General features: G+C 54.3%; 18 protein-coding genes, 2 tRNA genes, 4 rRNA genes and 1 riboswitch. Of the genes, 9 read left to right on the forward strand and 15 right to left on the reverse strand.

Annotated features, from left to right (window positions below; genetic code table 11):
• Nucleotides 1–193 precede the first annotated feature (193 nt).
• On the forward strand, nt 194–415 hold the full coding sequence (locus tag ACFK9X_RS21470) for a membrane protein (protein ID WP_000825645.1): 222 nt from the start codon (nt 194–196) through the stop codon (nt 413–415).
• Between the two features lie 571 nt (nt 416–986).
• Here the strand turns inward: ACFK9X_RS21470 and ACFK9X_RS21475 are convergent.
• From ACFK9X_RS21475 to ACFK9X_RS21505, 7 genes are all read right to left on the reverse strand, one after another.
• Nucleotides 987–2,242, reverse strand: a protein-coding gene (locus tag ACFK9X_RS21475) for an IS3-like element ISSen1 family transposase (RefSeq protein ID WP_151117656.1) whose coding sequence is annotated in 2 segments (ribosomal slippage) — nt 987–1,891 and nt 1,891–2,242 — 1,257 coding nt in all. Because the reading frame shifts where the segments join, the coding sequence is not laid out codon by codon here.
• Between the two features lie 272 nt (nt 2,243–2,514).
• Nucleotides 2,515–2,630, reverse strand: a 5S ribosomal RNA gene (gene rrf / locus ACFK9X_RS21480).
• 39 nt (nt 2,631–2,669) lie between these two features.
• Nucleotides 2,670–2,745 (reverse strand) — tRNA-Thr (locus tag ACFK9X_RS21485).
• Between the two features lie 14 nt (nt 2,746–2,759).
• Nucleotides 2,760–2,875, reverse strand: a 5S ribosomal RNA gene (gene rrf, locus ACFK9X_RS21490).
• 196 nt (nt 2,876–3,071) lie between these two features.
• A 23S ribosomal RNA gene (locus ACFK9X_RS21495) occupies nt 3,072–6,077 on the reverse strand.
• 193 nt (nt 6,078–6,270) lie between these two features.
• Nucleotides 6,271–6,346: transfer RNA gene (locus ACFK9X_RS21500), tRNA-Glu, on the reverse strand.
• An 85-nt stretch (nt 6,347–6,431) separates the two neighbouring features.
• Nucleotides 6,432–7,973, reverse strand: a 16S ribosomal RNA gene (locus tag ACFK9X_RS21505).
• The 16S, 23S and 5S rRNA genes sit together here with 2 tRNA genes alongside, the layout of an rRNA operon.
• A gap of 623 nt (nt 7,974–8,596) precedes the next feature.
• Between ACFK9X_RS21505 and purH the strand changes: the two genes are divergently transcribed.
• Nucleotides 8,597–10,186, forward strand: a complete 1,590-nt coding sequence (purH, locus tag ACFK9X_RS21510) for a bifunctional phosphoribosylaminoimidazolecarboxamide formyltransferase/IMP cyclohydrolase (RefSeq protein WP_151117659.1) — start codon at nt 8,597–8,599, stop codon at nt 10,184–10,186.
• A 15-nt stretch (nt 10,187–10,201) separates the two neighbouring features.
• Nucleotides 10,202–11,491 (forward strand): phosphoribosylamine--glycine ligase, encoded by a 1,290-nt coding sequence (gene purD, locus ACFK9X_RS21515; RefSeq protein WP_151117661.1) that lies wholly within the window; start codon nt 10,202–10,204, stop codon nt 11,489–11,491.
• On the opposite strand, the gene zraR is transcribed toward purD, so the two are convergent.
• Both zraR and zraS read right to left on the reverse strand, forming a co-directional pair.
• Nucleotides 11,488–12,813 (reverse strand): sigma-54-dependent response regulator transcription factor ZraR, encoded by a 1,326-nt coding sequence (gene zraR / locus ACFK9X_RS21520; RefSeq protein WP_151117663.1) that lies wholly within the window; start codon nt 12,811–12,813, stop codon nt 11,488–11,490. The genes purD and zraR overlap by 4 nt on opposite strands.
• A gap of 5 nt (nt 12,814–12,818) precedes the next feature.
• Entirely contained in the window at nt 12,819–14,216 is a 1,398-nt protein-coding gene (gene zraS, locus ACFK9X_RS21525) for a two-component system sensor histidine kinase ZraS (RefSeq protein ID WP_001621492.1), read from the reverse strand.
• A gap of 253 nt (nt 14,217–14,469) precedes the next feature.
• Between zraS and zraP the strand changes: the two genes are divergently transcribed.
• Nucleotides 14,470–14,925, forward strand: coding sequence for a zinc resistance sensor/chaperone ZraP (zraP, locus tag ACFK9X_RS21530; RefSeq protein WP_000828129.1), 456 nt, complete (start codon nt 14,470–14,472; stop codon nt 14,923–14,925).
• Nucleotides 14,926–14,966: 41 nt separating this feature from the next.
• On the opposite strand, the gene ACFK9X_RS21535 is transcribed toward zraP, so the two are convergent.
• The 6 genes from ACFK9X_RS21535 to nudC all read right to left on the reverse strand — a co-directional run bounded on the left by ACFK9X_RS21535 (nt 14,967) and on the right by nudC (nt 19,321).
• The gene (locus ACFK9X_RS21535) at nt 14,967–15,659 is read right to left on the reverse strand and encodes a DUF1481 domain-containing protein (RefSeq protein WP_001083931.1); all 693 of its coding nucleotides are present in this window, start codon (nt 15,657–15,659) and stop codon (nt 14,967–14,969) included.
• An 11-nt stretch (nt 15,660–15,670) separates the two neighbouring features.
• Nucleotides 15,671–15,943 (reverse strand): nucleoid-associated protein HU-alpha, encoded by a 273-nt coding sequence (hupA, locus tag ACFK9X_RS21540; RefSeq protein ID WP_001044509.1) that lies wholly within the window; start codon nt 15,941–15,943, stop codon nt 15,671–15,673.
• 186 nt (nt 15,944–16,129) lie between these two features.
• Nucleotides 16,130–16,720 (reverse strand): YjaG family protein, encoded by a 591-nt coding sequence (locus tag ACFK9X_RS21545; protein WP_000940092.1) that lies wholly within the window; start codon nt 16,718–16,720, stop codon nt 16,130–16,132.
• A gap of 41 nt (nt 16,721–16,761) precedes the next feature.
• Nucleotides 16,762–17,433, reverse strand: coding sequence for a deoxyribonuclease V (nfi, locus tag ACFK9X_RS21550; RefSeq protein WP_000362363.1), 672 nt, complete (start codon nt 17,431–17,433; stop codon nt 16,762–16,764).
• A 9-nt stretch (nt 17,434–17,442) separates the two neighbouring features.
• Entirely contained in the window at nt 17,443–18,507 is a 1,065-nt protein-coding gene (hemE, locus tag ACFK9X_RS21555; protein WP_000137623.1) for a uroporphyrinogen decarboxylase, read from the reverse strand.
• Nucleotides 18,508–18,547: 40 nt separating this feature from the next.
• Nucleotides 18,548–19,321, reverse strand: coding sequence for an NAD(+) diphosphatase (gene nudC, locus ACFK9X_RS21560; RefSeq protein WP_000373958.1), 774 nt, complete (start codon nt 19,319–19,321; stop codon nt 18,548–18,550).
• A 92-nt stretch (nt 19,322–19,413) separates the two neighbouring features.
• On the opposite strand from nudC, the gene rsd reads away from it, so the two are divergent.
• From rsd to thiS, 5 genes are all read left to right on the forward strand, one after another.
• Nucleotides 19,414–19,902, forward strand: a complete 489-nt coding sequence (rsd, locus tag ACFK9X_RS21565; protein ID WP_000934317.1) for a sigma D regulator — start codon at nt 19,414–19,416, stop codon at nt 19,900–19,902.
• Nucleotides 19,903–19,954: 52 nt separating this feature from the next.
• Nucleotides 19,955–20,179, forward strand: a riboswitch (TPP riboswitch).
• Nucleotides 20,180–20,265: 86 nt separating this feature from the next.
• Nucleotides 20,266–22,161, forward strand: coding sequence for a phosphomethylpyrimidine synthase ThiC (gene thiC, locus ACFK9X_RS21570; protein ID WP_000108420.1), 1,896 nt, complete (start codon nt 20,266–20,268; stop codon nt 22,159–22,161).
• Nucleotides 22,161–22,796, forward strand: a complete 636-nt coding sequence (gene thiE, locus ACFK9X_RS21575; protein WP_000284640.1) for a thiamine phosphate synthase — start codon at nt 22,161–22,163, stop codon at nt 22,794–22,796. The genes thiC and thiE overlap by 1 nt, the downstream gene beginning before the upstream one ends.
• Nucleotides 22,789–23,547 carry a molybdopterin-synthase adenylyltransferase MoeB gene (locus tag ACFK9X_RS21580; RefSeq protein WP_000997751.1) on the forward strand — a complete coding sequence of 253 codons (759 nt, stop codon included), beginning with the start codon at nt 22,789–22,791 and terminating at the stop codon, nt 23,545–23,547. The genes thiE and ACFK9X_RS21580 overlap by 8 nt, the downstream gene beginning before the upstream one ends.
• Nucleotides 23,528–23,728, forward strand: a complete 201-nt coding sequence (gene thiS / locus ACFK9X_RS21585) for a sulfur carrier protein ThiS (protein ID WP_001166847.1) — start codon at nt 23,528–23,530, stop codon at nt 23,726–23,728. The genes ACFK9X_RS21580 and thiS overlap by 20 nt, the downstream gene beginning before the upstream one ends.
• Nucleotide 23,729 lies beyond the last annotated feature (1 nt).

Raw genomic sequence — 23,729 nt, forward strand, 5'->3', positions numbered from 1 at the left:
TCTTTATCTCCGCTATTCCCCCTCTCCGCTTACCTCTGCATTCTCCATAGTTTTTACAATTCACATGAATTGAGATGATTCCTCATGTCGGCCATTTTTTCTGTGGTGGTAAAATAACTCTCGTTTTCGCAGCGGTTAGAGCCAGCATTTACGTTGCTGTACTTTGCGAAACGCTGATTAATGAGGTAACACCATGAAAAGACTAATTCCAGTTGCATTGCTTACCACCTTATTGGCAGGTTGTGCACATGATTCTCCCTGCGTACCGGTTTATGACGATCAAGGGCGACTGGTTCATACCAATACATGTATGAAAGGTACAACGCAGGATAACTGGGAGACAGCAGGCGCTATTGCTGGCGGCGCTGCGGCGGTAGCAGGGTTGACGATGGGTATCATTGCGCTTTCTAAATGATACATGCAGGCGCGGCAATGCCGCGCTTTCAGTAATAATATAAAGGTCGTAAGGATACTCAGCGACGTAATCTGTTCAGCCTATCCCCCGAAAGTTAACACGATAAAACGCTCTCTTTTCTTACTCGCCCATCCCGATGGTATTTATTCTATTCCTTGTCCGATGCAGACAAAATTGTAGCTTGATAGCATCGTAAGCCGCATTACAAACACGCTTTATACAGTAAGACTTAGAGCGTGGTCATTAGGCGTAAATTATTACAGACAGTCTGGATATAAACCGGAGCATACACGTAATACATGAGGATTTTGAGCACTGCCCCAGGGCCAAACTGGCAAATAAAATAGCCTAATGGGCCAGATTCTTAGTCCTCAGCGAATATCTCTATTGCTTATTAGAGGCGTAAGTAAAAGCCGTTTGTACATCTACTTCAGCACGGTTCACATTCGATGGTTCAGGCGGATATATGGCGGGAAATCACGTTGACTAAAACGGTTTTTATCTACTCTACGAAGATGTTTAAAACGCGTCGGCGTCATTACCCGATAACTTTTTCCATAGAGAGATATGACTAGTCCTGATATAGGTTGACAGTTTTTTGTCTGTAAAACACCTGATGAACATCATCGGGCGTTTTGTATTTCAGGGCCAGGTGTGGCCGTTCATGGTTATAAATTGCCACGGACTCTTTTACTATTTCCCGCGCTTGCTCCAGGTCTGCAGGACGCGAGAGTAAAAACTCATTTTTCAGTATCCCGTTTATTCTCTCAGCCAGCGCATTCTGGTAGCAGTCGTAACCATCGGTCATTGAAAAGGTTATTCCGTTTCGCTCATGAACTGACTGATAAAGTACCGAACAGTATTGCAGTCCTCTGTCAGAGCGATGTACCAGCGGACCTGTCGTTTTTCTCCGCCTCAGAGCCTGCCTGAACGCCTTTACCACATTTTCTGTCTGCAGGTTTTCCCCGACATGGTAACCCACGATTTTTCTGGAGCAGGCATCGGTGACCAGACTCAGATAGGCCGTGCCGCTGCGTAGTGGAAGGTAAGTAATATCGGCGACCCAGACCTGCTCTGGCTCAAGGGCGGTAACCTGTTCAGGGCCGGGTTTCAGCAGATTAGGATGCCGGTAAAAGCGATGATGGCTGTTGGTGGTTTTGTGATATGCCCGTTTCACGGGGACCAGGAGCCGGTATTCACCCAGCAGATTAAACAGACGGTCCCGTCCGATATTCAGCGTTTTATCGGCCTGCATGTTCAGCAGATAGTGCAGTTTACGCGTACCGATTCGCGGCTGGCGGCACCGGGTACGGGCAACAAAATCAAGAACCTGAGCATGATGCTCCTGCCGTTTATTACATCTTGTATTGTACTGGTACCACGCCTGTCTGCTGTGCCCCAGGAACTGACATGCACGCGTAACTGTTATTTTGGGGGCCTGACTTTGCGTGAGGACTTGCCGGGCCGCTTTTTTACAACACTTACCCCGTAATCATTTTTCAGGACGTTGATAACGGACTCAAAAAACTCAGCTTTCTGGTTTGCCAGCTCAAGCTGTTCTTCAAGTTCCCTGATTCTTTGCTCGGGTGTCAGCGGGATAGTTGTCTGAGCCACAGGCAGTTTCCTCTTCACCAGGTCAGGAAGTCCGGGTCTCCAGTCAAGCCGGCCATATTTACGCAGCCAGACAAGTACGGTGGAGCGCCCCTGAATGCCATATCGCTGCTGGGCCTGTTTATAGGTCATCTCGCCTTTTTCGACCTGCTCAACGACGGCTATTTTAAAGGATAGAGGATAATCGCGTTGGGTGCGTTTGAACTCAGTCATCATCACGTTCTCCGGATTTAAGTCTGGAACGTGTCAACGCTATTCAGGACGGGTCAATAAATGCAAAAAGGCCCAATCTTTCGATTGAGCCTTTTGCTTTATTTGATGTCTGGCAGTTTATGGCGGGCGTCCTGCCCGCCACCCTACGGGCCGTTGCTGCGCAACGTTCAAATCCGCTCCCGGCGGATTTGTCCTCCTCAGGAGAGTACTCACCGACAAACAACAGATAAAACAAAAGGCCCAGTCTTTCGACTGAGCCTTTTGTTTTATTTGATGTCTGGCAGTTCCCTACTCTCGCATGGGGAGCCCCCACACTACCATCGGCGCTACGGCGTTTCACTTCTGAGTTCGGCATGGGGTCAGGTGGGACCACCGTGCTACTGCCGCCAGACAAATTCTTTTTCAAATGCCGAACTTTAACCGTATTAAGTGGTGCTGATACCCAGAGTCGAACTGGGGACCTCACCCTTACCAAGGGTGCGCTCTACCAACTGAGCCATATCAGCACACTAAATTTGATGCCTGGCAGTTCCCTACTCTCGCATGGGGAGACCCCACACTACCATCGGCGCTACGGCGTTTCACTTCTGAGTTCGGCATGGGGTCAGGTGGGACCACCGCGCTAGTGCCGCCAGGCAAATTCTTTGTGCTCTGTACGCAATTCTTTATCGCATCAGCGGCGTTGCCTGCGCTCGTAAACTCAGTCACATACTTCTGTATGCTCCTTCCTTTCCTTCGCTTGCCGCCTTGCTGCTGCGCAAATTATTGCGTACTCAACTCTGAATCAGTGCTGAAAATCATCTCTCAACCGCCAAAACATCTTCGGCGTTGTAAGGTTAAGCCTCACGGTTCATTAGTACCGGTTAGCTCAACGCATCGCTGCGCTTACACACCCGGCCTATCAACGTCGTCGTCTTCAACGTTCCTTCAGGAGACTTAAAGTCTCAGGGAGAACTCATCTCGGGGCAAGTTTCGTGCTTAGATGCTTTCAGCACTTATCTCTTCCGCATTTAGCTACCGGGCAGTGCCATTGGCATGACAACCCGAACACCAGTGATGCGTCCACTCCGGTCCTCTCGTACTAGGAGCAGCCCCCCTCAGTTCTCCAGCGCCCACGGCAGATAGGGACCGAACTGTCTCACGACGTTCTAAACCCAGCTCGCGTACCACTTTAAATGGCGAACAGCCATACCCTTGGGACCTACTTCAGCCCCAGGATGTGATGAGCCGACATCGAGGTGCCAAACACCGCCGTCGATATGAACTCTTGGGCGGTATCAGCCTGTTATCCCCGGAGTACCTTTTATCCGTTGAGCGATGGCCCTTCCATTCAGAACCACCGGATCACTATGACCTGCTTTCGCACCTGCTCGCGCCGTCACGCTCACAGTCAAGCTGGCTTATGCCATTGCACTAACCTCCTGATGTCCGACCAGGATTAGCCAACCTTCGTGCTCCTCCGTTACTCTTTAGGAGGAGACCGCCCCAGTCAAACTACCCACCAGACACTGTCCGCAACCCGGGTAACGGGTCCACGTTAGAACATCAAACATTAAAGGGTGGTATTTCAAGGTCGGCTCCACGCAGACTGGCGTCCACGCTTCAAAGCCTCCCACCTATCCTACACATCAAGGCTCAATGTTCAGTGTCAAGCTATAGTAAAGGTTCACGGGGTCTTTCCGTCTTGCCGCGGGTACACTGCATCTTCACAGCGAGTTCAATTTCACTGAGTCTCGGGTGGAGACAGCCTGGCCATCATTACGCCATTCGTGCAGGTCGGAACTTACCCGACAAGGAATTTCGCTACCTTAGGACCGTTATAGTTACGGCCGCCGTTTACCGGGGCTTCGATCAGGAGCTTCGCTTGCGCTGACCCCATCAATTAACCTTCCGGCACCGGGCAGGCGTCACACCGTATACGTCCACTTTCGTGTTTGCACAGTGCTGTGTTTTTAATAAACAGTTGCAGCCAGCTGGTATCTTCGACTGACTTCAGCTCCGTGAGTAAATCACTTCACCTACGTGTCAGCGTGCCTTCTCCCGAAGTTACGGCACCATTTTGCCTAGTTCCTTCACCCGAGTTCTCTCAAGCGCCTTGGTATTCTCTACCTGACCACCTGTGTCGGTTTGGGGTACGATTTGATGTTACCTGATGCTTAGAGGCTTTTCCTGGAAGCAGGGCATTTGTTGCTTCAGCACCGTAGTGCCTCGTCGTCACGCCTCAGTGTTAAAGTGAACCGGATTTACCTGGAACACACACCTACACGCTTAAACCGGGACAACCGTCGCCCGGCCAACATAGCCTTCTCCGTCCCCCCTTCGCAGTAACACCAAGTACGGGAATATTAACCCGTTTCCCATCGACTACGCCTTTCGGCCTCGCCTTAGGGGTCGACTCACCCTGCCCCGATTAACGTTGGACAGGAACCCTTGGTCTTCCGGCGAGCGGGCTTTTCACCCGCTTTATCGTTACTTATGTCAGCATTCGCACTTCTGATACCTCCAGCATGCCTCACGACACACCTTCACAGGCTTACAGAACGCTCCCCTACCCAACAACACATAGTGTCGCTGCCGCAGCTTCGGTGCATGGTTTAGCCCCGTTACATCTTCCGCGCAGGCCGACTCGACCAGTGAGCTATTACGCTTTCTTTAAATGATGGCTGCTTCTAAGCCAACATCCTGGCTGTCTGGGCCTTCCCACATCGTTTCCCACTTAACCATGACTTTGGGACCTTAGCTGGCGGTCTGGGTTGTTTCCCTCTTCACGACGGACGTTAGCACCCGCCGTGTGTCTCCCGTGATAACATTCTCCGGTATTCGCAGTTTGCATCGGGTTGGTAAGCCGGGATGGCCCCCTAGCCGAAACAGTGCTCTACCCCCGGAGATGAATTCACGAGGCGCTACCTAAATAGCTTTCGGGGAGAACCAGCTATCTCCCGGTTTGATTGGCCTTTCACCCCCAGCCACAGGTCATCCGCTAATTTTTCAACATTAGTCGGTTCGGTCCTCCAGTTAGTGTTACCCAACCTTCAACCTGCCCATGGCTAGATCACCGGGTTTCGGGTCTATACCCTGCAACTTAACGCCCGGTTAAGACTCGGTTTCCCTGCGGCTCCCCTATTCGGTTAACCTTGCTACAGAATATAAGTCGCTGACCCATTATACAAAAGGTACGCAGTCACCCCACCACTAAGCCCCCTCTGCTTCTTTTGAGGTTGAACGTCGCTTTCGCTCCGTTAACCGTATCCTCAGCAAAGGATGCGTATGTGGAGTTCACCACTGGCTTAGTGGTGGGGCTCCCACTGCTTGTACGTACACGGTTTCAGGTTCTTTTTCACTCCCCTCGCCGGGGTTCTTTTCGCCTTTCCCTCACGGTACTGGTTCACTATCGGTCAGTCAGGAGTATTTAGCCTTGGAGGATGGTCCCCCCATATTCAGACAGGATATCACGTGTCCCGCCCTACTCATCGAGCTCACAGCACATGCGCTTTTGTGTACGGGGCTGTCACCCTGTATCGCGCGCCTTTCCAGACGCTTCCACTAACACACATGCTGATTCAGGCTCTGGGCTCCTCCCCGTTCGCTCGCCGCTACTGGGGGAATCTCGGTTGATTTCTTTTCCTCGGGGTACTTAGATGTTTCAGTTCCCCCGGTTCGCCTCATTAACCTATGGATTCAGTTAATGATAGTGTGACGAGTCACACTGGGTTTCCCCATTCGGGTATCGCCGGTTATAACGGTTCATATCACCTTACCGGCGCTTATCGCAGATTAGCACGCCCTTCATCGCCTCTGACTGCCAGGGCATCCACCGTGTACGCTTAGTCGCTTAACCTCACAACCCGAAGATGTTTCTCGCGATTCATCATCGTGTTGCGAAAATTTGAGAGACTCACGAACAACTTTCGTTGTTCTGTGTTTCAATTTTCAGCTTGATCCAGATTTTTAAAGAGCAAATATCTCAAACGTGACTCGTAAGTCAGTTTTGAGATATTAAGGCAGGTGACTTTCACTCACAAACCAGCAAGTGGCGTCCCCTAGGGGATTCGAACCCCTGTTACCGCCGTGAAAGGGCGGTGTCCTGGGCCTCTAGACGAAGGGGACGTATCAGTCTGCTTCGCAAGACGCCTTGCTATTTACTTTTCATCAGACAATCTGTGTGAGCACTGCAAAGTACGCATCTTTAAGGTAAGGAGGTGATCCAACCGCAGGTTCCCCTACGGTTACCTTGTTACGACTTCACCCCAGTCATGAATCACAAAGTGGTAAGCGCCCTCCCGAAGGTTAAGCTACCTACTTCTTTTGCAACCCACTCCCATGGTGTGACGGGCGGTGTGTACAAGGCCCGGGAACGTATTCACCGTGGCATTCTGATCCACGATTACTAGCGATTCCGACTTCATGGAGTCGAGTTGCAGACTCCAATCCGGACTACGACGCACTTTATGAGGTCCGCTTGCTCTCGCGAGGTCGCTTCTCTTTGTATGCGCCATTGTAGCACGTGTGTAGCCCTGGTCGTAAGGGCCATGATGACTTGACGTCATCCCCACCTTCCTCCAGTTTATCACTGGCAGTCTCCTTTGAGTTCCCGGCCTAACCGCTGGCAACAAAGGATAAGGGTTGCGCTCGTTGCGGGACTTAACCCAACATTTCACAACACGAGCTGACGACAGCCATGCAGCACCTGTCTCACAGTTCCCGAAGGCACCAATCCATCTCTGGAAAGTTCTGTGGATGTCAAGACCAGGTAAGGTTCTTCGCGTTGCATCGAATTAAACCACATGCTCCACCGCTTGTGCGGGCCCCCGTCAATTCATTTGAGTTTTAACCTTGCGGCCGTACTCCCCAGGCGGTCTACTTAACGCGTTAGCTCCGGAAGCCACGCCTCAAGGGCACAACCTCCAAGTAGACATCGTTTACGGCGTGGACTACCAGGGTATCTAATCCTGTTTGCTCCCCACGCTTTCGCACCTGAGCGTCAGTCTTTGTCCAGGGGGCCGCCTTCGCCACCGGTATTCCTCCAGATCTCTACGCATTTCACCGCTACACCTGGAATTCTACCCCCCTCTACAAGACTCAAGCCTGCCAGTTTCGAATGCAGTTCCCAGGTTGAGCCCGGGGATTTCACATCCGACTTGACAGACCGCCTGCGTGCGCTTTACGCCCAGTAATTCCGATTAACGCTTGCACCCTCCGTATTACCGCGGCTGCTGGCACGGAGTTAGCCGGTGCTTCTTCTGCGGGTAACGTCAATTGCTGTGGTTATTAACCACAACACCTTCCTCCCCGCTGAAAGTACTTTACAACCCGAAGGCCTTCTTCATACACGCGGCATGGCTGCATCAGGCTTGCGCCCATTGTGCAATATTCCCCACTGCTGCCTCCCGTAGGAGTCTGGACCGTGTCTCAGTTCCAGTGTGGCTGGTCATCCTCTCAGACCAGCTAGGGATCGTCGCCTTGGTGAGCCGTTACCTCACCAACTAGCTAATCCCATCTGGGCACATCTGATGGCAAGAGGCCCGAAGGTCCCCCTCTTTGGTCTTGCGACGTTATGCGGTATTAGCCACCGTTTCCAGTAGTTATCCCCCTCCATCAGGCAGTTTCCCAGACATTACTCACCCGTCCGCCACTCGTCAGCGAAGCAGCAAGCTGCTTCCTGTTACCGTTCGACTTGCATGTGTTAGGCCTGCCGCCAGCGTTCAATCTGAGCCATGATCAAACTCTTCAATTTAAAAGTTTGATGCTCAATGAATTAAACTTCGTAATGAATTACGTGTTCACTCTTGAGACTTGGTATTCATTTTTCGTCCGGGGACGTTAAGAATCCGTATCTTCGAGTGCCCACACAGATTGTCTGATAAATTGTTAAAGAGCAGTGCAACGCGGCTTTCGCTCACCGTTGCGAGGTGGCGTATATTACGCTTTCCTCTTTCAGAGTCAACCCTGAATTTCAGGATTTTTCTCTTCAACCGACCGGCTGTTTGTGTGAAGTGATTCACATCCGCCGTGTCGATGGAGGCGCATTATAGGAAGTTCTCTGCTGACCGCAATAGAAAAATTGCAGAAAAATGACTGTTTGCTGCATTCCCCAGCAACCCCCCTGGTTATACCCATTTACGCACAGACTTATCCACATAATGCGTGTTCATTTCCTGGATCTTCTCACTCTGCAAACGATCTTTCAGGGATAAAAGCCGGGCCAGAATTTAAAAAGAAAAATTCGCGAGCGTTGCGCAAACGTTTTCGTTACAATGTCGCCGCAAAATGAGAATGCCCCATAAGGGGCGTTAGCTGAGTTTTTCACGAAAAATTCAGCTAACGCTCTCTGTAATCGTCAAATCCAGGGGATTTACCATGCAACAACGTCGTCCAGTCCGCCGCGCTCTGCTCAGTGTTTCTGACAAGGCCGGTATCATCGAATTCGCCCAGGCACTTTCCGCACGCGGTGTGGAGCTGCTGTCTACGGGGGGCACCGCCCGCCTGTTAGCAGAAAAAGGCCTGGCGGTGACCGAAGTTTCCGATTACACCGGTTTCCCGGAAATGATGGATGGACGCGTAAAGACCCTGCATCCAAAAGTACACGGCGGCATCCTCGGTCGTCGCGGCCAGGACGATGCCATTATGGAACAGCACCACATCGCCCCTATCGATATGGTTGTCGTTAACCTGTATCCGTTCGCCGAAACCGTAGCACGCGAAGGTTGCTCGCTGGCAGATGCAGTAGAGAACATCGATATCGGCGGCCCGACCATGGTGCGCTCCGCCGCGAAGAACCATAAAGACGTCGCTATCGTGGTGAAGAGCAGCGACTACGACGCCATTATTAAAGAGATGGATGCTAACGAGGGCTCTCTGACCCTCGACACCCGTTTCGATCTCGCGATTAAAGCCTTCGAACACACCGCCGCCTACGACAGCATGATTGCCAACTACTTCGGCAGCATGGTTCCGGCTTATCACGGTGAGAGCAAAGAAGCCGCCGGTCGCTTCCCGCGTACGCTGAACCTGAGCTTCATTAAGAAGCAGGATATGCGCTACGGCGAGAACAGCCACCAGCAGGCTGCCTTCTATATAGAAGAAAATGTGAAAGAAGCGTCCGTTGCCACCGCAACCCAGGTTCAGGGTAAAGCCCTCTCTTATAACAACATCGCCGATACCGATGCGGCGCTGGAATGCGTGAAAGAGTTCAACGAGCCGGCCTGCGTGATCGTCAAGCACGCCAACCCGTGCGGCGTGGCGGTAAGTACCTCTATTCTCGACGCTTACGACCGCGCATACAAAACCGACCCGACCTCCGCCTTCGGCGGCATCATCGCCTTCAACCGCGAGCTGGATGCCGAAACCGCGCAGGCCATCATCTCCCGTCAGTTCGTGGAAGTGATCATCGCCCCATCCGCAAGCGAAGAAGCGCTGAAAATTACCGCTGCCAAGCAGAACGTCCGTGTTCTGACCTGCGGACAATGGGCAAGTCGCGTTCCGGGCCTGGATTTCAAACGCGTTAACGGCGGCCTGCTGGTTCAGGACAGGGATCTGGGTATGGTGAGCGAAGCTGAACTGCGCGTGGTTTCCAAACGCCAGCCGACCGAGCAGGAACTGCGCGATGCGCTGTTCTGCTGGAAAGTGGCGAAGTTCGTGAAATCCAACGCCATTGTGTATGCCAAAGAGAACATGACTATCGGCATAGGCGCAGGCCAGATGAGCCGCGTGTACTCCGCCAAAATCGCTGGCATTAAAGCAGCTGACGAAGGTCTGGAAGTGAAAGGCTCCGCGATGGCCTCTGACGCCTTCTTCCCGTTCCGTGACGGTATTGATGCCGCTGCCGCTGTCGGCGTGAGCTGCGTTATCCAGCCTGGCGGCTCTATCCGTGATGATGAAGTCATTGCCGCCGCCGACGAACACGGCATTGCGATGATCTTCACCGACATGCGCCACTTCCGCCATTAATTCAGGGAGCAGACGATGAAAGTTTTAGTCATTGGTAACGGCGGGCGCGAGCACGCGCTGGCCTGGAAAGCCGCACAGTCGCCGCTGGTTGATACCGTTTTTGTCGCACCGGGTAACGCCGGTACCGCGCTGGAGCCTGCGTTGCAGAACGTGGCTATCGGCGTCACCGATATTCCGGCGCTGCTGAGCTTTGCCCAGAACGAGAAGATTGATCTGACCATCGTCGGCCCGGAAGCGCCGCTGGTGATTGGTGTGGTCGATGCGTTCCGCGCGGCGGGTCTGAAGATCTTTGGTCCAACCGAAGGGGCCGCGCAACTGGAAGGCTCCAAAGCGTTCACCAAAGATTTCCTCGCTCGTCACCAGATTCCGACGGCGGAATACCAGAATTTCACCGAGATTGAGCCTGCCCTGGCTTATCTGCGTGAGAAAGGCGCGCCGATCGTCATCAAGGCCGATGGTCTGGCTGCGGGCAAAGGCGTTATCGTGGCGATGACGCTTGAAGAAGCCGAAGCCGCCGTTCATGACATGCTGGCAGGCAACGCCTTTGGCGACGCGGGCCACCGCATCGTGATTGAAGAGTTCCTCGACGGCGAAGAAGCGAGCTTTATCGTGATGGTCGACGGCGAGCACGTGCTGCCGATGGCCACCAGCCAGGACCACAAACGCGTAGGCAACAGCGATACCGGCCCGAATACTGGCGGCATGGGCGCCTACTCACCGGCGCCGGTGGTGACTGATGAAGTGCACCAGCGCACCATGGAACGCATCATCTGGCCAACCGTGAAAGGCATGGCGGCGGAAGGTAACACCTATACCGGCTTCCTGTATGCGGGTCTGATGATCGACAAGCAGGGTAATCCGAAGGTTATCGAGTTCAACTGCCGCTTCGGCGATCCGGAAACCCAGCCGATCATGCTACGCATGAAGTCGGACCTGGTGGATCTTTGCCTCGCCGCCTGCGACGGCAAGCTGGATGAGAAAACCTCCGAGTGGGACGAGCGCGCTTCATTAGGCGTGGTGATCGCCGCGGGCGGTTATCCGGGCAACTACAACACTGGCGATGAGATCCACGGCCTGCCGCTGGAGGAAGTGGCTGACGGCAAAGTCTTCCACGCTGGCACTAAGCTCGCCGACGACGACCGCGTGCTCACCAGCGGCGGACGCGTCCTGTGCGCGACCGCGCTGGGTCACACCGTGGCTGAGGCGCAGAAACGCGCTTACGCCCTGATGACCGACATTCGCTGGGACGGCAGCTTCAGCCGTAACGACATCGGCTGGCGCGCCATCGAGCGTGAGCAAAACTAACGGCTGAGTTTAGCCAGCAGCGTTTTGCGCGTAATGCCCAATTGGCGGGCGGCTTCCGTTTTGTTGCCGCCCGTTTTTTCCAGCGCCGCCAGAATCACCTCTTTTTCGACGTCCACCAGCGGTTGGATCTCACCACTGTATTCCGTTTTTATCGGCGTCGCGGCAATGGCCATTGGCAGCTCGCGTTCAGAAATATATTCCCCCGTTAGCAGCACCACCGAGCGCTCAATCGCATTTTCCAGCTCACGAATATTGCCCGGCCAGTCGTAGTGGATCAGCAGATCCATCGCCTGCGGAGTAAAGCCTTTCACCGCTTTTCGGTTACGTGCGGCAAAGCGCTGGAGAAAATATTCGGCTAACAGCGGAATATCTTCACGACGCTGGCACAGCGCTGGCATTTCGATGGTGACCACGTTCAGACGGTAGTAGAGATCCTGACGAAAGCGTCCGGCACTCACCTCTTCCGCCAGGTCGCGGTGGGTAGCGGCAATCAATCGAACATCTACAGATATCGTCTGGTTACTTCCCACGCGTTGCACTTCGCGCTCCTGAATCGCCCGCAGCAAACGTACCTGCATTAACGGCGAGATATCGCCGATTTCATCAAGAAACAATGTCCCGCCGTCAGCTTCGACAAAGCGTCCTTCCCGACGTTTATCCGCGCCGGTAAACGCGCCTTTTTCGTGTCCGAACAGCTCGGACTCCAGCAGCGATTCATGAAGCGCCGCGCAGTTGAGCGTGACCAGCGGTTTATCGCTCCGGGCGCTACAGGCGTGTAGCGCCCGCGCCACCAGCTCTTTACCCGTGCCGGAGTCTCCGTGAATCAATACCGTGGCGTCTGATGGTGCGACCATCGCGATTTCATTCAGTAAATGTTGCATCGCCGGACTGCTGCCAATCATGCCAAATTGCGCAGCCGACGCCGATGGCAATTCAGCGCCCGTTTCCCGCGTATGCGCCAACGCCTTTTCCAGCGTCTCCTGCAGACGGTCAAAATCCAGCGGTTTAATTAAATAGTCGAGCGCGCCGGCTTTCAACGCCTCTACCGCCGTTTCCACGCTGGAGAATGCCGTCATAATCAAAATCGGAATGGCGGGGTTGAGCGCTTTAATCTCCTTCAGCGTGGCGATACCGTCCATCTCCGCCATACGCACATCGCACAGTACCAGATCAAAGACTTTCTCACGCACCTGAGCCAACGCATCATGCCCACTGTAGGCCAGAGCGACGTTATAGCCCCAGCCCCGAAGCAGCGCCTGTAAAATCGTGCAGTGGCTTACATCATCATCCACAACCAGAATATCGATTTTTCCGCGTATCACCCTTGTTAATCCTGTTGTCTCGCTATCACTGGCAACCAGATAGTAAAGACCGCGCCTTTACCCTCAATACTTTTCACCTTAATCGCACCGCCATGCTGTTCGATGATATTTTGCACCACCGCCAGCCCCAGGCCTGTCCCGTCAGCTTTGGTCGTAAAATAAGGTGTAAAAATCGCCTCCAGCTGATCCGGGGCGATCCCTTTCCCGCTATCGGTAACAGTGATGATAACGCGGTCGGTCCCACTTTCTTTTGCCTCTACGGTAATCGTTCCCTGGCGGCCAATCGCATGAATAGCGTTCAGGTACAGATTCAACAGCACCTGAGTCAGCCTGTCCGGGTCAGCCTGAATACGCTTAAGCGTCTCATTCGCCGTGAATCTCAACTGAATCTCTCTGCTTTGGGCATCCTGACTGACCAGATTCAGGGAGTGAGTAATAATATCATTGAGGTTAACCGTCTGGAGCGTCAGATGCGCGGGCTTTACCAGTTCGAGCAATTCGCTTACCACCCGGTTCAAACGGTCGGCCTCTTTGGCCATCACCTGCGCCAGTTCATGCGACTCGCCGCCGGCAGGCGTGCGCTCGGCAAAGTATTTCGCCAGCCCTTTGATGGACGAGAGCGGGTTACGAATTTCGTGCGCGACGCCCGCCGCCAGATGCCCCATCGCCACCAGCTTTTCTTTACGCTTCATTGCATCAAGCAGTTCTCTGTGCGAGCGCTGATAACGCTGATGCCAAAAAAACGCCAGTAACGTTGCCAACAGCACCGCCGCTAACGCAGACAAAACAATCAGCGTATTACGCCACTCCCTTGCCTGTGTTGCGGCCAGCTCGCTGGCGTCAAAGGCAATAAAAATAGTTTGTTTCGCTGGTTCGTCGTCATTGGCGCTACGCGCCATGCCGTGCCCCCTCATACCGTGACCTCTCATACCGAAAAGCGGCTGGAACTGACGGTAAATTTCCAGCGCAGGCACCGTCTCGCCGTTAGCAGCAACGTCGACACGCCGCCAACGCTCCTGCGGCCCGGGGTTTAGTTGATGCATTTCAGATGCGGAATAGAGCGATTTGCCCACCATGCCAGGGTTGCTATGAGTGATGATTACCCCCTGCGCATCCGTTACAGCGAACCACAACACGCCTGGCTGACCCGCCATCTCTTCCAGCAATGTCTGCTGCTGCGCGTGATGCATCCGCATTCCCATACCTACTCGCGTGCCGGACTCCAGTGCGCGAATGAGTACATTTCCCTTTTCCAGCAGCGTCTGCCTGGCGGCAGCGCTCTCACGGCCATAGTCGCGAATGACCATAATGGAAAATAGCCCCACCAGAATGAAGATCGCCGCAGGTAACAGCCGACTCAACCACATTGCAGCGGCATCTTTATGTAATCGTATAAAACTCACAGGCTTCCCCGGCTCGTTTTTATTTTCCTTACTTAAGCAGAGATCATGCCATTCTTCGCTCCGCATAACCGCGCGGTGTCGCACACCCTTTCGGATACGGGTGGGTAAAAATGACTCGCCAGGCGGGTCATGCGAGTCATTTTTACTCGCTTTTTGCCGCCTGAAGCGGGTTAACTCGCTGCCCGACAAGGAATAGTTACCTGGCACGGAAGATGCAAGAGAGAGGATAAGATGAGCAACAGGAGAACGCAAAATGAAACGGAACAATAAATCAGCTATCGCGCTAATCGCCCTCTCTCTTTTGGCCCTGAGCTCCGGCGCCGCCTTCGCTGGGCATCACTGGGGCAACAATGACGGTATGTGGCAACAGGGAGGTAGCCCGTTAACTACGGAACAGCAGGCGACGGCGCAGAAGATTTATGATGATTACTATACGCAGACCAGCGCGCTGCGCCAGCAACTGATATCCAAACGTTATGAATACAACGCGCTACTGACCGCCAGTTCGCCGGATACTGCGAAAATTAACGCGGTTGCCAAAGAGATGGAGTCATTAGGCCAGAAGTTAGATGAGCAACGCGTGAAACGGGATGTCGCGATGGCGCAGGCTGGCATACCACGCGGCGCAGGAATGGGCTATGGCGGTTGCGGCGGCTATGGCGGCGGTTATCATCGCGGCGGCGGTCATATGGGTATGGGAAACTGGTAAAGCATGTTTGCCGAATGGCGGCTTCGCCATTCGGTATTCCATCAAAAGGTTTTCGCTTGCGGCTGCCAGTGACAGAAATCTGAATTCGCCACCAGCAAAAGTTGCGAGCCTTCCGGCGCCTCCAGCCATGCTACGCTCACCTCTACCGATGAGTGGTTCTGGCGGCGCTCAATGTGGCTTATTGCCCAGGAATCCAGATCCGGTTTCAGCGTTTCACCTTCACAGGTGGTTACCGTATGGTCGGCGTGCCAGCGTCCCTGGCGTAGTATGACCCGCCCCAGGCGCAAGGCGTCGCTGGTCTGACGGATTTGTTCGGCGCGATAGCGATACAAGGCAATCTGATCGTTGGAAAGCTGCTGCTTCTGCCCCCCGACTTCACGCTGCATAAAACTGAGTTCGCCATGAGCGTCGAAACGCGCGCGAATATGTTCTGGCGGTTTGCTGTAAATATTGAGTTCAATAAGCGAAAGCGTATCACCCTGCCAACGATATTCGCTGGTCGTCGTGCTGCCGCTATGCCACGGGCTAAAAACAGAAAGCAGATGGACTTCATCGTTCGTATCTTTACGCCAGATACGCACCGCGCCGTGATCGCCGGCAAAGCCGCTGGCAGTAAACGGAGGCGGTGAAGCGTTATGACTACAGGCAGTCAGCAACAGCGCGCCAGAAAACAGAAACGCGCGACGCCAGACAGACAAAAGGGGCTGACGAGCCCCTTCGATAAAACTGTTCACAGCTACGCGTCTTACTTAACTGCGTCTTTCAGAGCTTTACCAGAAACAAACGCCGGTACGTTAGCGGCGGCGATTTTGATTTCTTTACCGGTCTGTGGGTTACGGCCAGTGCGCTCAGCACGGTGGTTCACTTTGAAGGTACCGAAACCAACCAGTTGTACAGCATCGCCTTCTTTCAGAGACTCAGTAATAGCAGCCAGAGTGGATTCCAGAGCAGCTTTAGCCTGGGTTTTGGACAGTTCTGCTTTGTCTGCAATTACATCAATCAGTTGAGTCTTGTTCATAAGTTATCCTTACAATGTGTTTATCGCTTGCTAAGCATCGAGTGCGACGGAAATGCCAGAAAAGCACTCTCCTGCATACACGCACCGATAGCCACTTTTTTTCGCCTCCCAAATGTAGACCAGACGGGGGGCATAAGGGAAGCCTTATGGCACGACAAATCAGACGTTAAATCACGTTTTCTGGTGTCATTGCTGAAAATTTATACCGATATTGCTCTCACCAGCCTCGCGCAGGTCTGCCCTGAGCCCTTTTATCAGTTCAATATCGCGTTCTTCGCAGTCGGCTAAAAGTCGGAATATTTCCCACTGAATATCCCATTCCTGTTCAACGGCAGGGTTCGTTTTGAGCTCCTCATCGGTCATTTCCCGACCAGCCTGAGTCATTTCCAACATCGCCACCGTAGTAATGGAAGTCTTACTAACCTCAATAGCGTGTTCCAGCGTTTCGCCGCTAAGACGAGAATGCATTAATTCGCTTAATGCGACGCAGGCATCAATCGCCGGGTAAACGCCGTACAGATCATAGTCGTCAGCTGCCGGAATTGCCTCTTCAAACTTCTCCAGTTGGCTATCGAAATTGACCTTTGCATCTTTCACCGTCAGGGTTTCCCAGATCAGATCCAGAATGCGACGGTAGATCTGTCCGTCGCCGAATTCCGTCTGCTTGCAAAACATGGCGTAGTTCGGGTACATGCGCTCGCACAAGCAGGCCATAAAAGTAACGTGCTGCCAGCTTTCCAGCCGCTCCAGACGCAAATGAATCGGGTTTTGTAACATGATGGAATCTCGAATCGGAAATTAGCGGCAGTTTACCTGAATCAGCGCTGAATTTCTTGCCAACGAACAAACGCCGGACGCCCGGAAGCGACGGCATCCGCCCAGCGCGTCGGCTCCGGCAGGCGATACCCTTTCATACAGCGCTGTACCCACGCCAGCGCGCTGTCAGTACTGACCCGGTGCCCCGTCGCGATAAACAGCGGATTACAGCGCGCCTTGCTGCGCCATACCCACGCCAGTTGCTCGCCTTTATCCATTAAGGGGCTAAGTGCGCCAGGTTCGGTGGAAAGTGGTTCAAATTTACCGCATAGCCGTTTTTTCGCCACGCCGATGGTCGGCACGTCCACCAACAGTCCAAAATGACTGGCGACGCCAAGCCGACGCGGATGCGAAATACCGTGACCGTCCACAAACAGCAAATCGGGCTTTTGCGAGAGCTGTTCCCACGCCGCCAGCAGCGCAGGATATTCACGAAAAGAGAGGAAGCCGGGGATATACGGCATGGTGGTGGCAATACGTGCCACCTTGTACTCTACCAGTTCAAGCGACGGATATTTCAACAATACCATCGCCGCCCGCGTCACCTCGCCCCCCTGCTCAAAACCGACGTCCGCCCCGCCGATAAACGCTGGCGGATCTTTGTCCAACCGATCTTCGCGGCAAACCGATGAAGCAAGTTCTATCTGTTGAGCGCGTAGCGACGCGAGATCCATACTAACTCCTTAGTTGTGATACTGCGCAGAAAGTCGGTGCACTGCCTCCACAAATGCGCCAGCATGTTCTGGCGGCACATCCTGATGGATGCCATGTCCAAGGTTAAAGACGTGCCCTTCTCCCTGACCGAAACCAGCAAGTATAGTCGCTACTTCGTCTTCGATCCGTGCCGGCGGCGCATACAGCATCGAGGGGTCCATATTGCCCTGCAGCGCCACTTTATGACCAACGCGACGGCGCGCATCGGCGATATCTGTCGTCCAGTCGAGACCCAGCGCGTCGCAGCCGGTTTCCGCCATCGCCTCCAGCCACTGACCGCCACCTTTAGTGAACAGCGTTACCGGCACGCGGCGACCGTCGTTTTCACGCAGCAGGCCATCGACGATTTTATGCATGTAGTAGAGGGAGAATTGCTGGTAATCGCGGCCAGTCAGCACGCCGCCCCAGGTATCGAAAATCATCACCGACTGCGCACCCGCTTTAATCTGCGCGTTGAGGTACAGCGTGACGCTTTTCGCCAACTTATCCAGCAGCAGATGCAACGCCTGCGGGTCAGCGTACATCATCTTTTTAATCACCGTGAAGGCTTTGCTACTGCCGCCTTCCACCATGTAAGTCGCCAGCGTCCACGGGCTGCCGGAGAAGCCGATCAGCGGAACCTCGCCTTTTAGTTCGCGGCGAATCGTACGCACCGCATTCATCACGTAGCCCAGTTCACCTTCTGGATCCGGAATCGGCAGTTTTTCAACGTCGGCTTTGCAGGTGACAGGGGCTGTAAAGCGCGGGCCTTCCCCAGCTTCAAAATAGAGCCCCAGGCCCATCGCGTCCGGAATCGTCAGGATATCCGAGAAAAGGATCGCCGCATCAAGCGGATAACGGCGCAGCGGCTGTAAAGTGACCTCGCAGGCCAGTTCGGCATTTTTGCACAGCGACATAAAATCGCCCGCCTGAGCGCGAGTGGCTTTGTACTCCGGTAGATAACGGCCCGCCTGGCGCATCATCCACACTGGCGTAACATCAACGGGCTGGCGCAGCAGCGCACGTAGATAACGATCGTTTTTGAGTTCGGTCATTTTTACATTCCTTTAGCGTTGATGCGCCCAGTGTAACATGTCAATCATATTCAGCCCGACACATTGCCACCGTATCTTCGATCAAACGGCGCGCGACGGTGCCCGGTGGCGGTAGTAGCGGCAGATCGTCATAACGGTACCAATTTGCTTCCAACAGTTCTTTCGGGTCGATGACAATCTCGCCGCTGTCATACTCCGCCATAAAAGCGGTCATCAACGACTGCGGGAAAGGCCACGGCTGGGAAGTCACATAGCGCAGATTTTTCACCTTAATCCCGCTCTCCTCCATTACCTCTCGCGCGACCGCCTGTTCTAAGGTTTCGCCGACTTCAACAAACCCGGCCAGCACGGTATGCACGCCGTTGCGGTGGCGAACGTGCTGGGCAAGGAGGATCGAATCCTCACGGCGGATCGCGACGATAATGCAAGGGGCGATTTGCGGGTAGTAACGCTCGCGGCAATGGCTGCACAGCATCGCCCATTCGGTTTTACTCGGGTGCATAGGGTGCCCGCAATAGCCGCAAAATTTATGCGATCGGTAAAACTCCGCCAACTGTACGCCACGTCCCGCCAGTTGGAACAGCCCTGCATCCTGATCGATAACCTGGCGAACCGATCCCATATCATGGCGTCGATGCTGTAACACCAGCCAGACGGGCTCGCCTTGCCATTCACCTATCCGGAGTGCGCGCTGCCCCACAAGATCGAAATTTGCTGCCAGCCCGTGTGGTAATTCCCCATACGGCAACCATAATTTTTGTTCATGGCTGACGATCCACCAGCCACTCTCTAATTTTTCAATTATACGATCCATAGCTCTTGCACTACCTTTGCTTCACTGGCATGTTGTTAACATTATTTTTACATTCATGGCGAGCAGCCTTTATCTAACTTGCGGAGACAATCATGCTAAACCAGCTGGAAAACCTGACGGAGCGCGTTGGCGGAAGCAACAAACTGGTCGATCGCTGGCTGGATGTACGTAAGCACCTGCTCGTGGCTTACTACAACCTGGTTGGCATTAAGCCTGGCAAAGAATCGTACATGCGGCTGAATGAAAAAGCGCTGGATAATTTTTGTCAGAGCCTGGTCGATTACCTTTCCGCCGGGCACTTCAGTATTTATGAACGTATTCTCCATAAATTGGAAGGAAACGGTCAGCTTTTACATGCGGCAAAAATCTGGCCGCTGCTGGAAGATAATACGCAGCGCATTATGGATTATTACGATACCAGCCTGGAAACTGCCATCGATCACGATAATTGTCTCGAATTTCAACAAGCTCTGTCAGATATCGGCGAAGCGCTGGAAGCCCGCTTTGTGCTGGAAGACAAGCTGATTATGCTGGTGTTTGACGCGATGCACGACGGCGCCAGAGTCAAACGTCCCGCTTGAGTTCTGCGCGAGTAACGGGTAGTTTACTTCAGCCCCCTCTTCGGAGGGGCGGTTATCTTGTCGGAGTGCTAATTTTCCACAAAAGCGTTCGTGATGCGTCAAGGCGGCAAGTCGGTGAATCTCCAGGAGCTTACATAAGTAAGTGAATGGAGTGAGCGGACGAAGCCAACGAAGAGGCAGCGCGAAGGATGAAGTGGAAAAGGCTGAGACCGTTAATTCGGGATCCGCGGAACCTGATCAGGTTAATACCTGCGAAGGGAACAAGAGTAATTCTGCTTTATGCTGCTGCCTTTACGGGCGGCGCACATCCATTACTCCATCCGTCGTCTGACAAGCCACGTCCTTAATTTTTTGGAATGAGCTATGTCTACAACAACGTTAACCCGCCGCGAGCAGCGCGCTAAAGCCCAGCATTTTATCGATACGCTGGAAGGCACCGCGTTTCCCAACTCGAAACGCATCTACGTGACCGGTTCGCAGCATGATATTCGCGTACCGATGCGCGAAATTCAACTTAGCCCCACGCTCATCGGCGGCAGTAAAGACAACCCGCAGTTTGAAGAGAACGAAGCCGTACCGGTATACGACACCTCCGGCCCCTATGGCGATCCTGAGGTGGCGATTAACGTCCAGCAGGGTCTGGCGAAACTGCGCCAGCCATGGATTGACGCACGTAACGATAGCGAAGAATTAGACGACCGTAGCTCGGCTTATACCAGAGAACGTCTGGCCGACGATGGCCTGGACGATCTGCGTTTTACCGGCCTGCTGACGCCAAAACGCGCTAAAGCGGGCAAGCGCGTCACCCAGTTACACTACGCCCGCCAGGGGATCGTCACTCCCGAAATGGAGTTCATCGCCATCCGTGAAAATATGGGCCGCGAGCGCATTCGCAGTGAAGTGCTGCGCCACCAGCATCCGGGGATGAACTTTGGCGCGCGCCTGCCGGAAAACATCACCCCGGAATTCGTGCGTGATGAAGTCGCCGCGGGCCGCGCGATTATTCCCGCCAACATCAACCACCCGGAATCCGAGCCGATGATTATCGGCCGCAACTTCCTGGTGAAGGTCAACGCCAATATCGGTAACTCGGCGGTCACCTCCTCCATCGAAGAAGAGGTGGAAAAACTGGTGTGGTCAACCCGCTGGGGCGCGGATACGGTTATGGACCTCTCCACCGGCCGCTATATCCACGAAACCCGCGAATGGATCCTGCGTAACAGCCCGGTACCGATCGGCACCGTCCCGATCTACCAGGCGCTGGAGAAGGTCAACGGGATCGCCGAAGATCTTACCTGGGAAGCGTTCCGCGACACGCTGCTGGAGCAGGCCGAACAGGGCGTCGACTACTTCACCATTCACGCGGGCGTGCTGTTGCGCTACGTGCCGATGACCGCCAAACGCCTGACCGGTATTGTCTCGCGCGGCGGTTCGATCATGGCGAAGTGGTGCCTCTCGCATCACAAAGAGAACTTCCTGTTCGAACATTTCCGCGAGATCTGCGAAATCTGCGCCGCCTACGACGTTTCCCTGTCGTTGGGCGACGGCCTGCGCCCCGGCTCCATTCAGGACGCCAACGACGAAGCGCAGTTCTCCGAGCTGCATACGCTGGGCGAGCTGACCAAAATCGCCTGGGAATACGACGTGCAGGTGATGATTGAAGGCCCGGGTCATGTACCCATGCATATGATTCAGCGCAACATGACCGAAGAGCTGGAGAGCTGCCATGAAGCACCGTTCTACACCTTAGGGCCATTGACCACCGATATCGCGCCGGGCTATGACCACTTCACCTCCGGGATCGGTGCCGCGATGATCGGCTGGTTTGGCTGCGCGATGCTGTGTTATGTGACGCCGAAAGAGCATCTCGGCCTGCCGAACAAAGAAGATGTGAAGCAGGGGCTAATCACCTACAAAATCGCCGCCCACGCCGCGGATTTAGCCAAAGGACATCCGGGCGCGCAGATCCGCGATAACGCCATGTCGAAAGCGCGCTTCGAATTCCGCTGGGAAGATCAGTTTAACCTCGCGCTCGACCCGTTCACCGCCCGCGCTTATCACGATGAAACCCTGCCGCAGGAGTCCGGCAAAGTCGCCCACTTCTGTTCCATGTGCGGGCCGAAATTCTGCTCGATGAAAATCAGCCAGGAGGTCCGCGACTACGCCGCCGCGCAAGCCATTGAAGTCGGCATGGCGGATATGTCGGAGAACTTCCGCGCCAAAGGCGGCGAAATTTATCTCAAACGGGAGGAAGCCTGATGTATCAGCCTGATTTCCCGACCGTGCCGTTCCGCCTCGGGCTTTACCCGGTGGTGGACAGCGTTGCATGGATTGAGCGTCTACTGGAGGCGGGCGTGCGCACGATCCAGCTGCGTATCAAAGATAAACGCGATGAAGAGGTGGAAGCGGATGTTATCGCTGCCATCGCGCTGGGGCGTCGTTATAACGCCCGTCTGTTTATCAACGACTACTGGCGTCTGGCAATTAAGCACCGCGCTTACGGCGTGCATCTGGGTCAGGAAGACCTTGAAACCACCGACCTGAAAGCGATTCAGGCGGCGGGCTTACGCTTGGGCGTATCTACCCACAATGATATGGAGATAGACGTCGCGCTGGCCGCTAAGCCTTCTTATATCGCGCTGGGTCATGTCTTCCCCACGCAAACCAAGCAGATGCCTTCCGCCCCGCAGGGGCTGGCGCAGCTGGCCAGTCATATTGAACGACTGGCGGATTACCCGACCGTGGCAATTGGCGGCATCAGCCTTGAACGCGCTCCGGCGGTACTGGCGACCGGCGTCGGCAGCATTGCCGTGGTCAGCGCTATTACTCAGGCTGCAGACTGGCGTGAAGCCACTGCAGAGCTGCTGGCAATCGCAGGAGTCGGCGATGAATGACCATGATTTTATGCGTTATAGCCGCCAGATCCTGCTCGGCGATATCGCGATTGAAGGCCAGCAAAAGTTGCTCAATAGCCATGTATTGATTGTCGGCTTAGGCGGATTGGGTTCGCCTGCCGCGCTGTATCTGGCGGGAGCAGGCATCGGCAAACTAACGCTGGTAGACGATGACGACATTCATCTGAGCAATTTACAGCGCCAGATTCTATTTACCACTGATGATATCGCGCGTTCAAAATCTCAGGTTGCCCAGCAGCGCCTGACACGGCTCAACCCGGATATCGAACTGGTCTCGCTCCAGCAGCGACTAAAAGGCGATGCGCTCCGGCATGCGGTCTCGCGAGCCGACGTGGTGCTCGACTGTACCGATAACATGGCCACGCGCCAGGAAATCAACGCCGCCTGCGTAGCGCTCAATATCCCACTCATCACCGCCAGCGCCGTCGGCTTTGGCGGTCAGTTGATGGTACTCACGCCGCCGTGGGAACAAGGCTGTTACCGCTGCCTGTGGCCGGACGATGTCGAGCCTGAACGCAACTGCCGTACCGCCGGTATCGTCGGACCGGTTGTTGGCATGATGGGCACTTTGCAGGCGCTGGAGGCGATTAAATTACTCAGCGGTATTGAGACGCCCAGCGGAGAGCTACGCCTGTTTGACGGTAAAACCAGCCAGTGGCGCAGCCTGGCGCTGCGTCGTGCCAGCGGCTGTCCGGTATGCGGAGGGCGACATGCAAATTCAATTCAATGACGAGCCGATGCAGTGCGCCGAAGGGCAAACCGTCAGCAGCCTGCTCGCTACGCTTAATCAGCTTAAACCGGGCGTGGCGCTAGCGCTCAATCAGCAGATCCTGCCGCGCGAGCAGTGGCAGCAGCAAATCGTGCAGGAAGGCGACCAGATCCTGCTTTTTCAGGTTATTGCAGGGGGTTGAT

The organism is Salmonella sp. WC3 (assembly GCF_042932255.1).
GTDB classification, from domain to species: domain Bacteria; phylum Pseudomonadota; class Gammaproteobacteria; order Enterobacterales; family Enterobacteriaceae; genus Salmonella; species Salmonella enterica.

Bases quoted from the DNA above. Each gene is read 5' to 3' on its own strand.
- purH (WP_151117659.1), top strand. From the start codon at position 8,597: ATGCAACAACGTCGTCCAGTCCGCCGCGCTCTGCTCAGTGTTTCTGAC.
- thiS (WP_001166847.1), top strand. From the start codon at position 23,528: ATGCAAATTCAATTCAATGACGAGCCGATGCAGTGCGCCGAAGGGCAA.
- rsd (WP_000934317.1), top strand. From the start codon at position 19,414: ATGCTAAACCAGCTGGAAAACCTGACGGAGCGCGTTGGCGGAAGCAAC.
- hupA (WP_001044509.1), bottom strand. From the start codon at position 15,943: ATGAACAAGACTCAACTGATTGATGTAATTGCAGACAAAGCAGAACTG.
- purD (WP_151117661.1), top strand. From the start codon at position 10,202: ATGAAAGTTTTAGTCATTGGTAACGGCGGGCGCGAGCACGCGCTGGCC.
- ACFK9X_RS21545 (WP_000940092.1), bottom strand. From the start codon at position 16,720: ATGTTACAAAACCCGATTCATTTGCGTCTGGAGCGGCTGGAAAGCTGG.
- nfi (WP_000362363.1), bottom strand. From the start codon at position 17,433: ATGGATCTCGCGTCGCTACGCGCTCAACAGATAGAACTTGCTTCATCG.
- nudC (WP_000373958.1), bottom strand. From the start codon at position 19,321: ATGGATCGTATAATTGAAAAATTAGAGAGTGGCTGGTGGATCGTCAGC.
- zraP (WP_000828129.1), top strand. From the start codon at position 14,470: ATGAAACGGAACAATAAATCAGCTATCGCGCTAATCGCCCTCTCTCTT.
- ACFK9X_RS21470 (WP_000825645.1), top strand. From the start codon at position 194: ATGAAAAGACTAATTCCAGTTGCATTGCTTACCACCTTATTGGCAGGT.
- ACFK9X_RS21580 (WP_000997751.1), top strand. From the start codon at position 22,789: ATGAATGACCATGATTTTATGCGTTATAGCCGCCAGATCCTGCTCGGC.
- hemE (WP_000137623.1), bottom strand. From the start codon at position 18,507: ATGACCGAACTCAAAAACGATCGTTATCTACGTGCGCTGCTGCGCCAG.
- thiE (WP_000284640.1), top strand. From the start codon at position 22,161: ATGTATCAGCCTGATTTCCCGACCGTGCCGTTCCGCCTCGGGCTTTAC.
- thiC (WP_000108420.1), top strand. From the start codon at position 20,266: ATGTCTACAACAACGTTAACCCGCCGCGAGCAGCGCGCTAAAGCCCAG.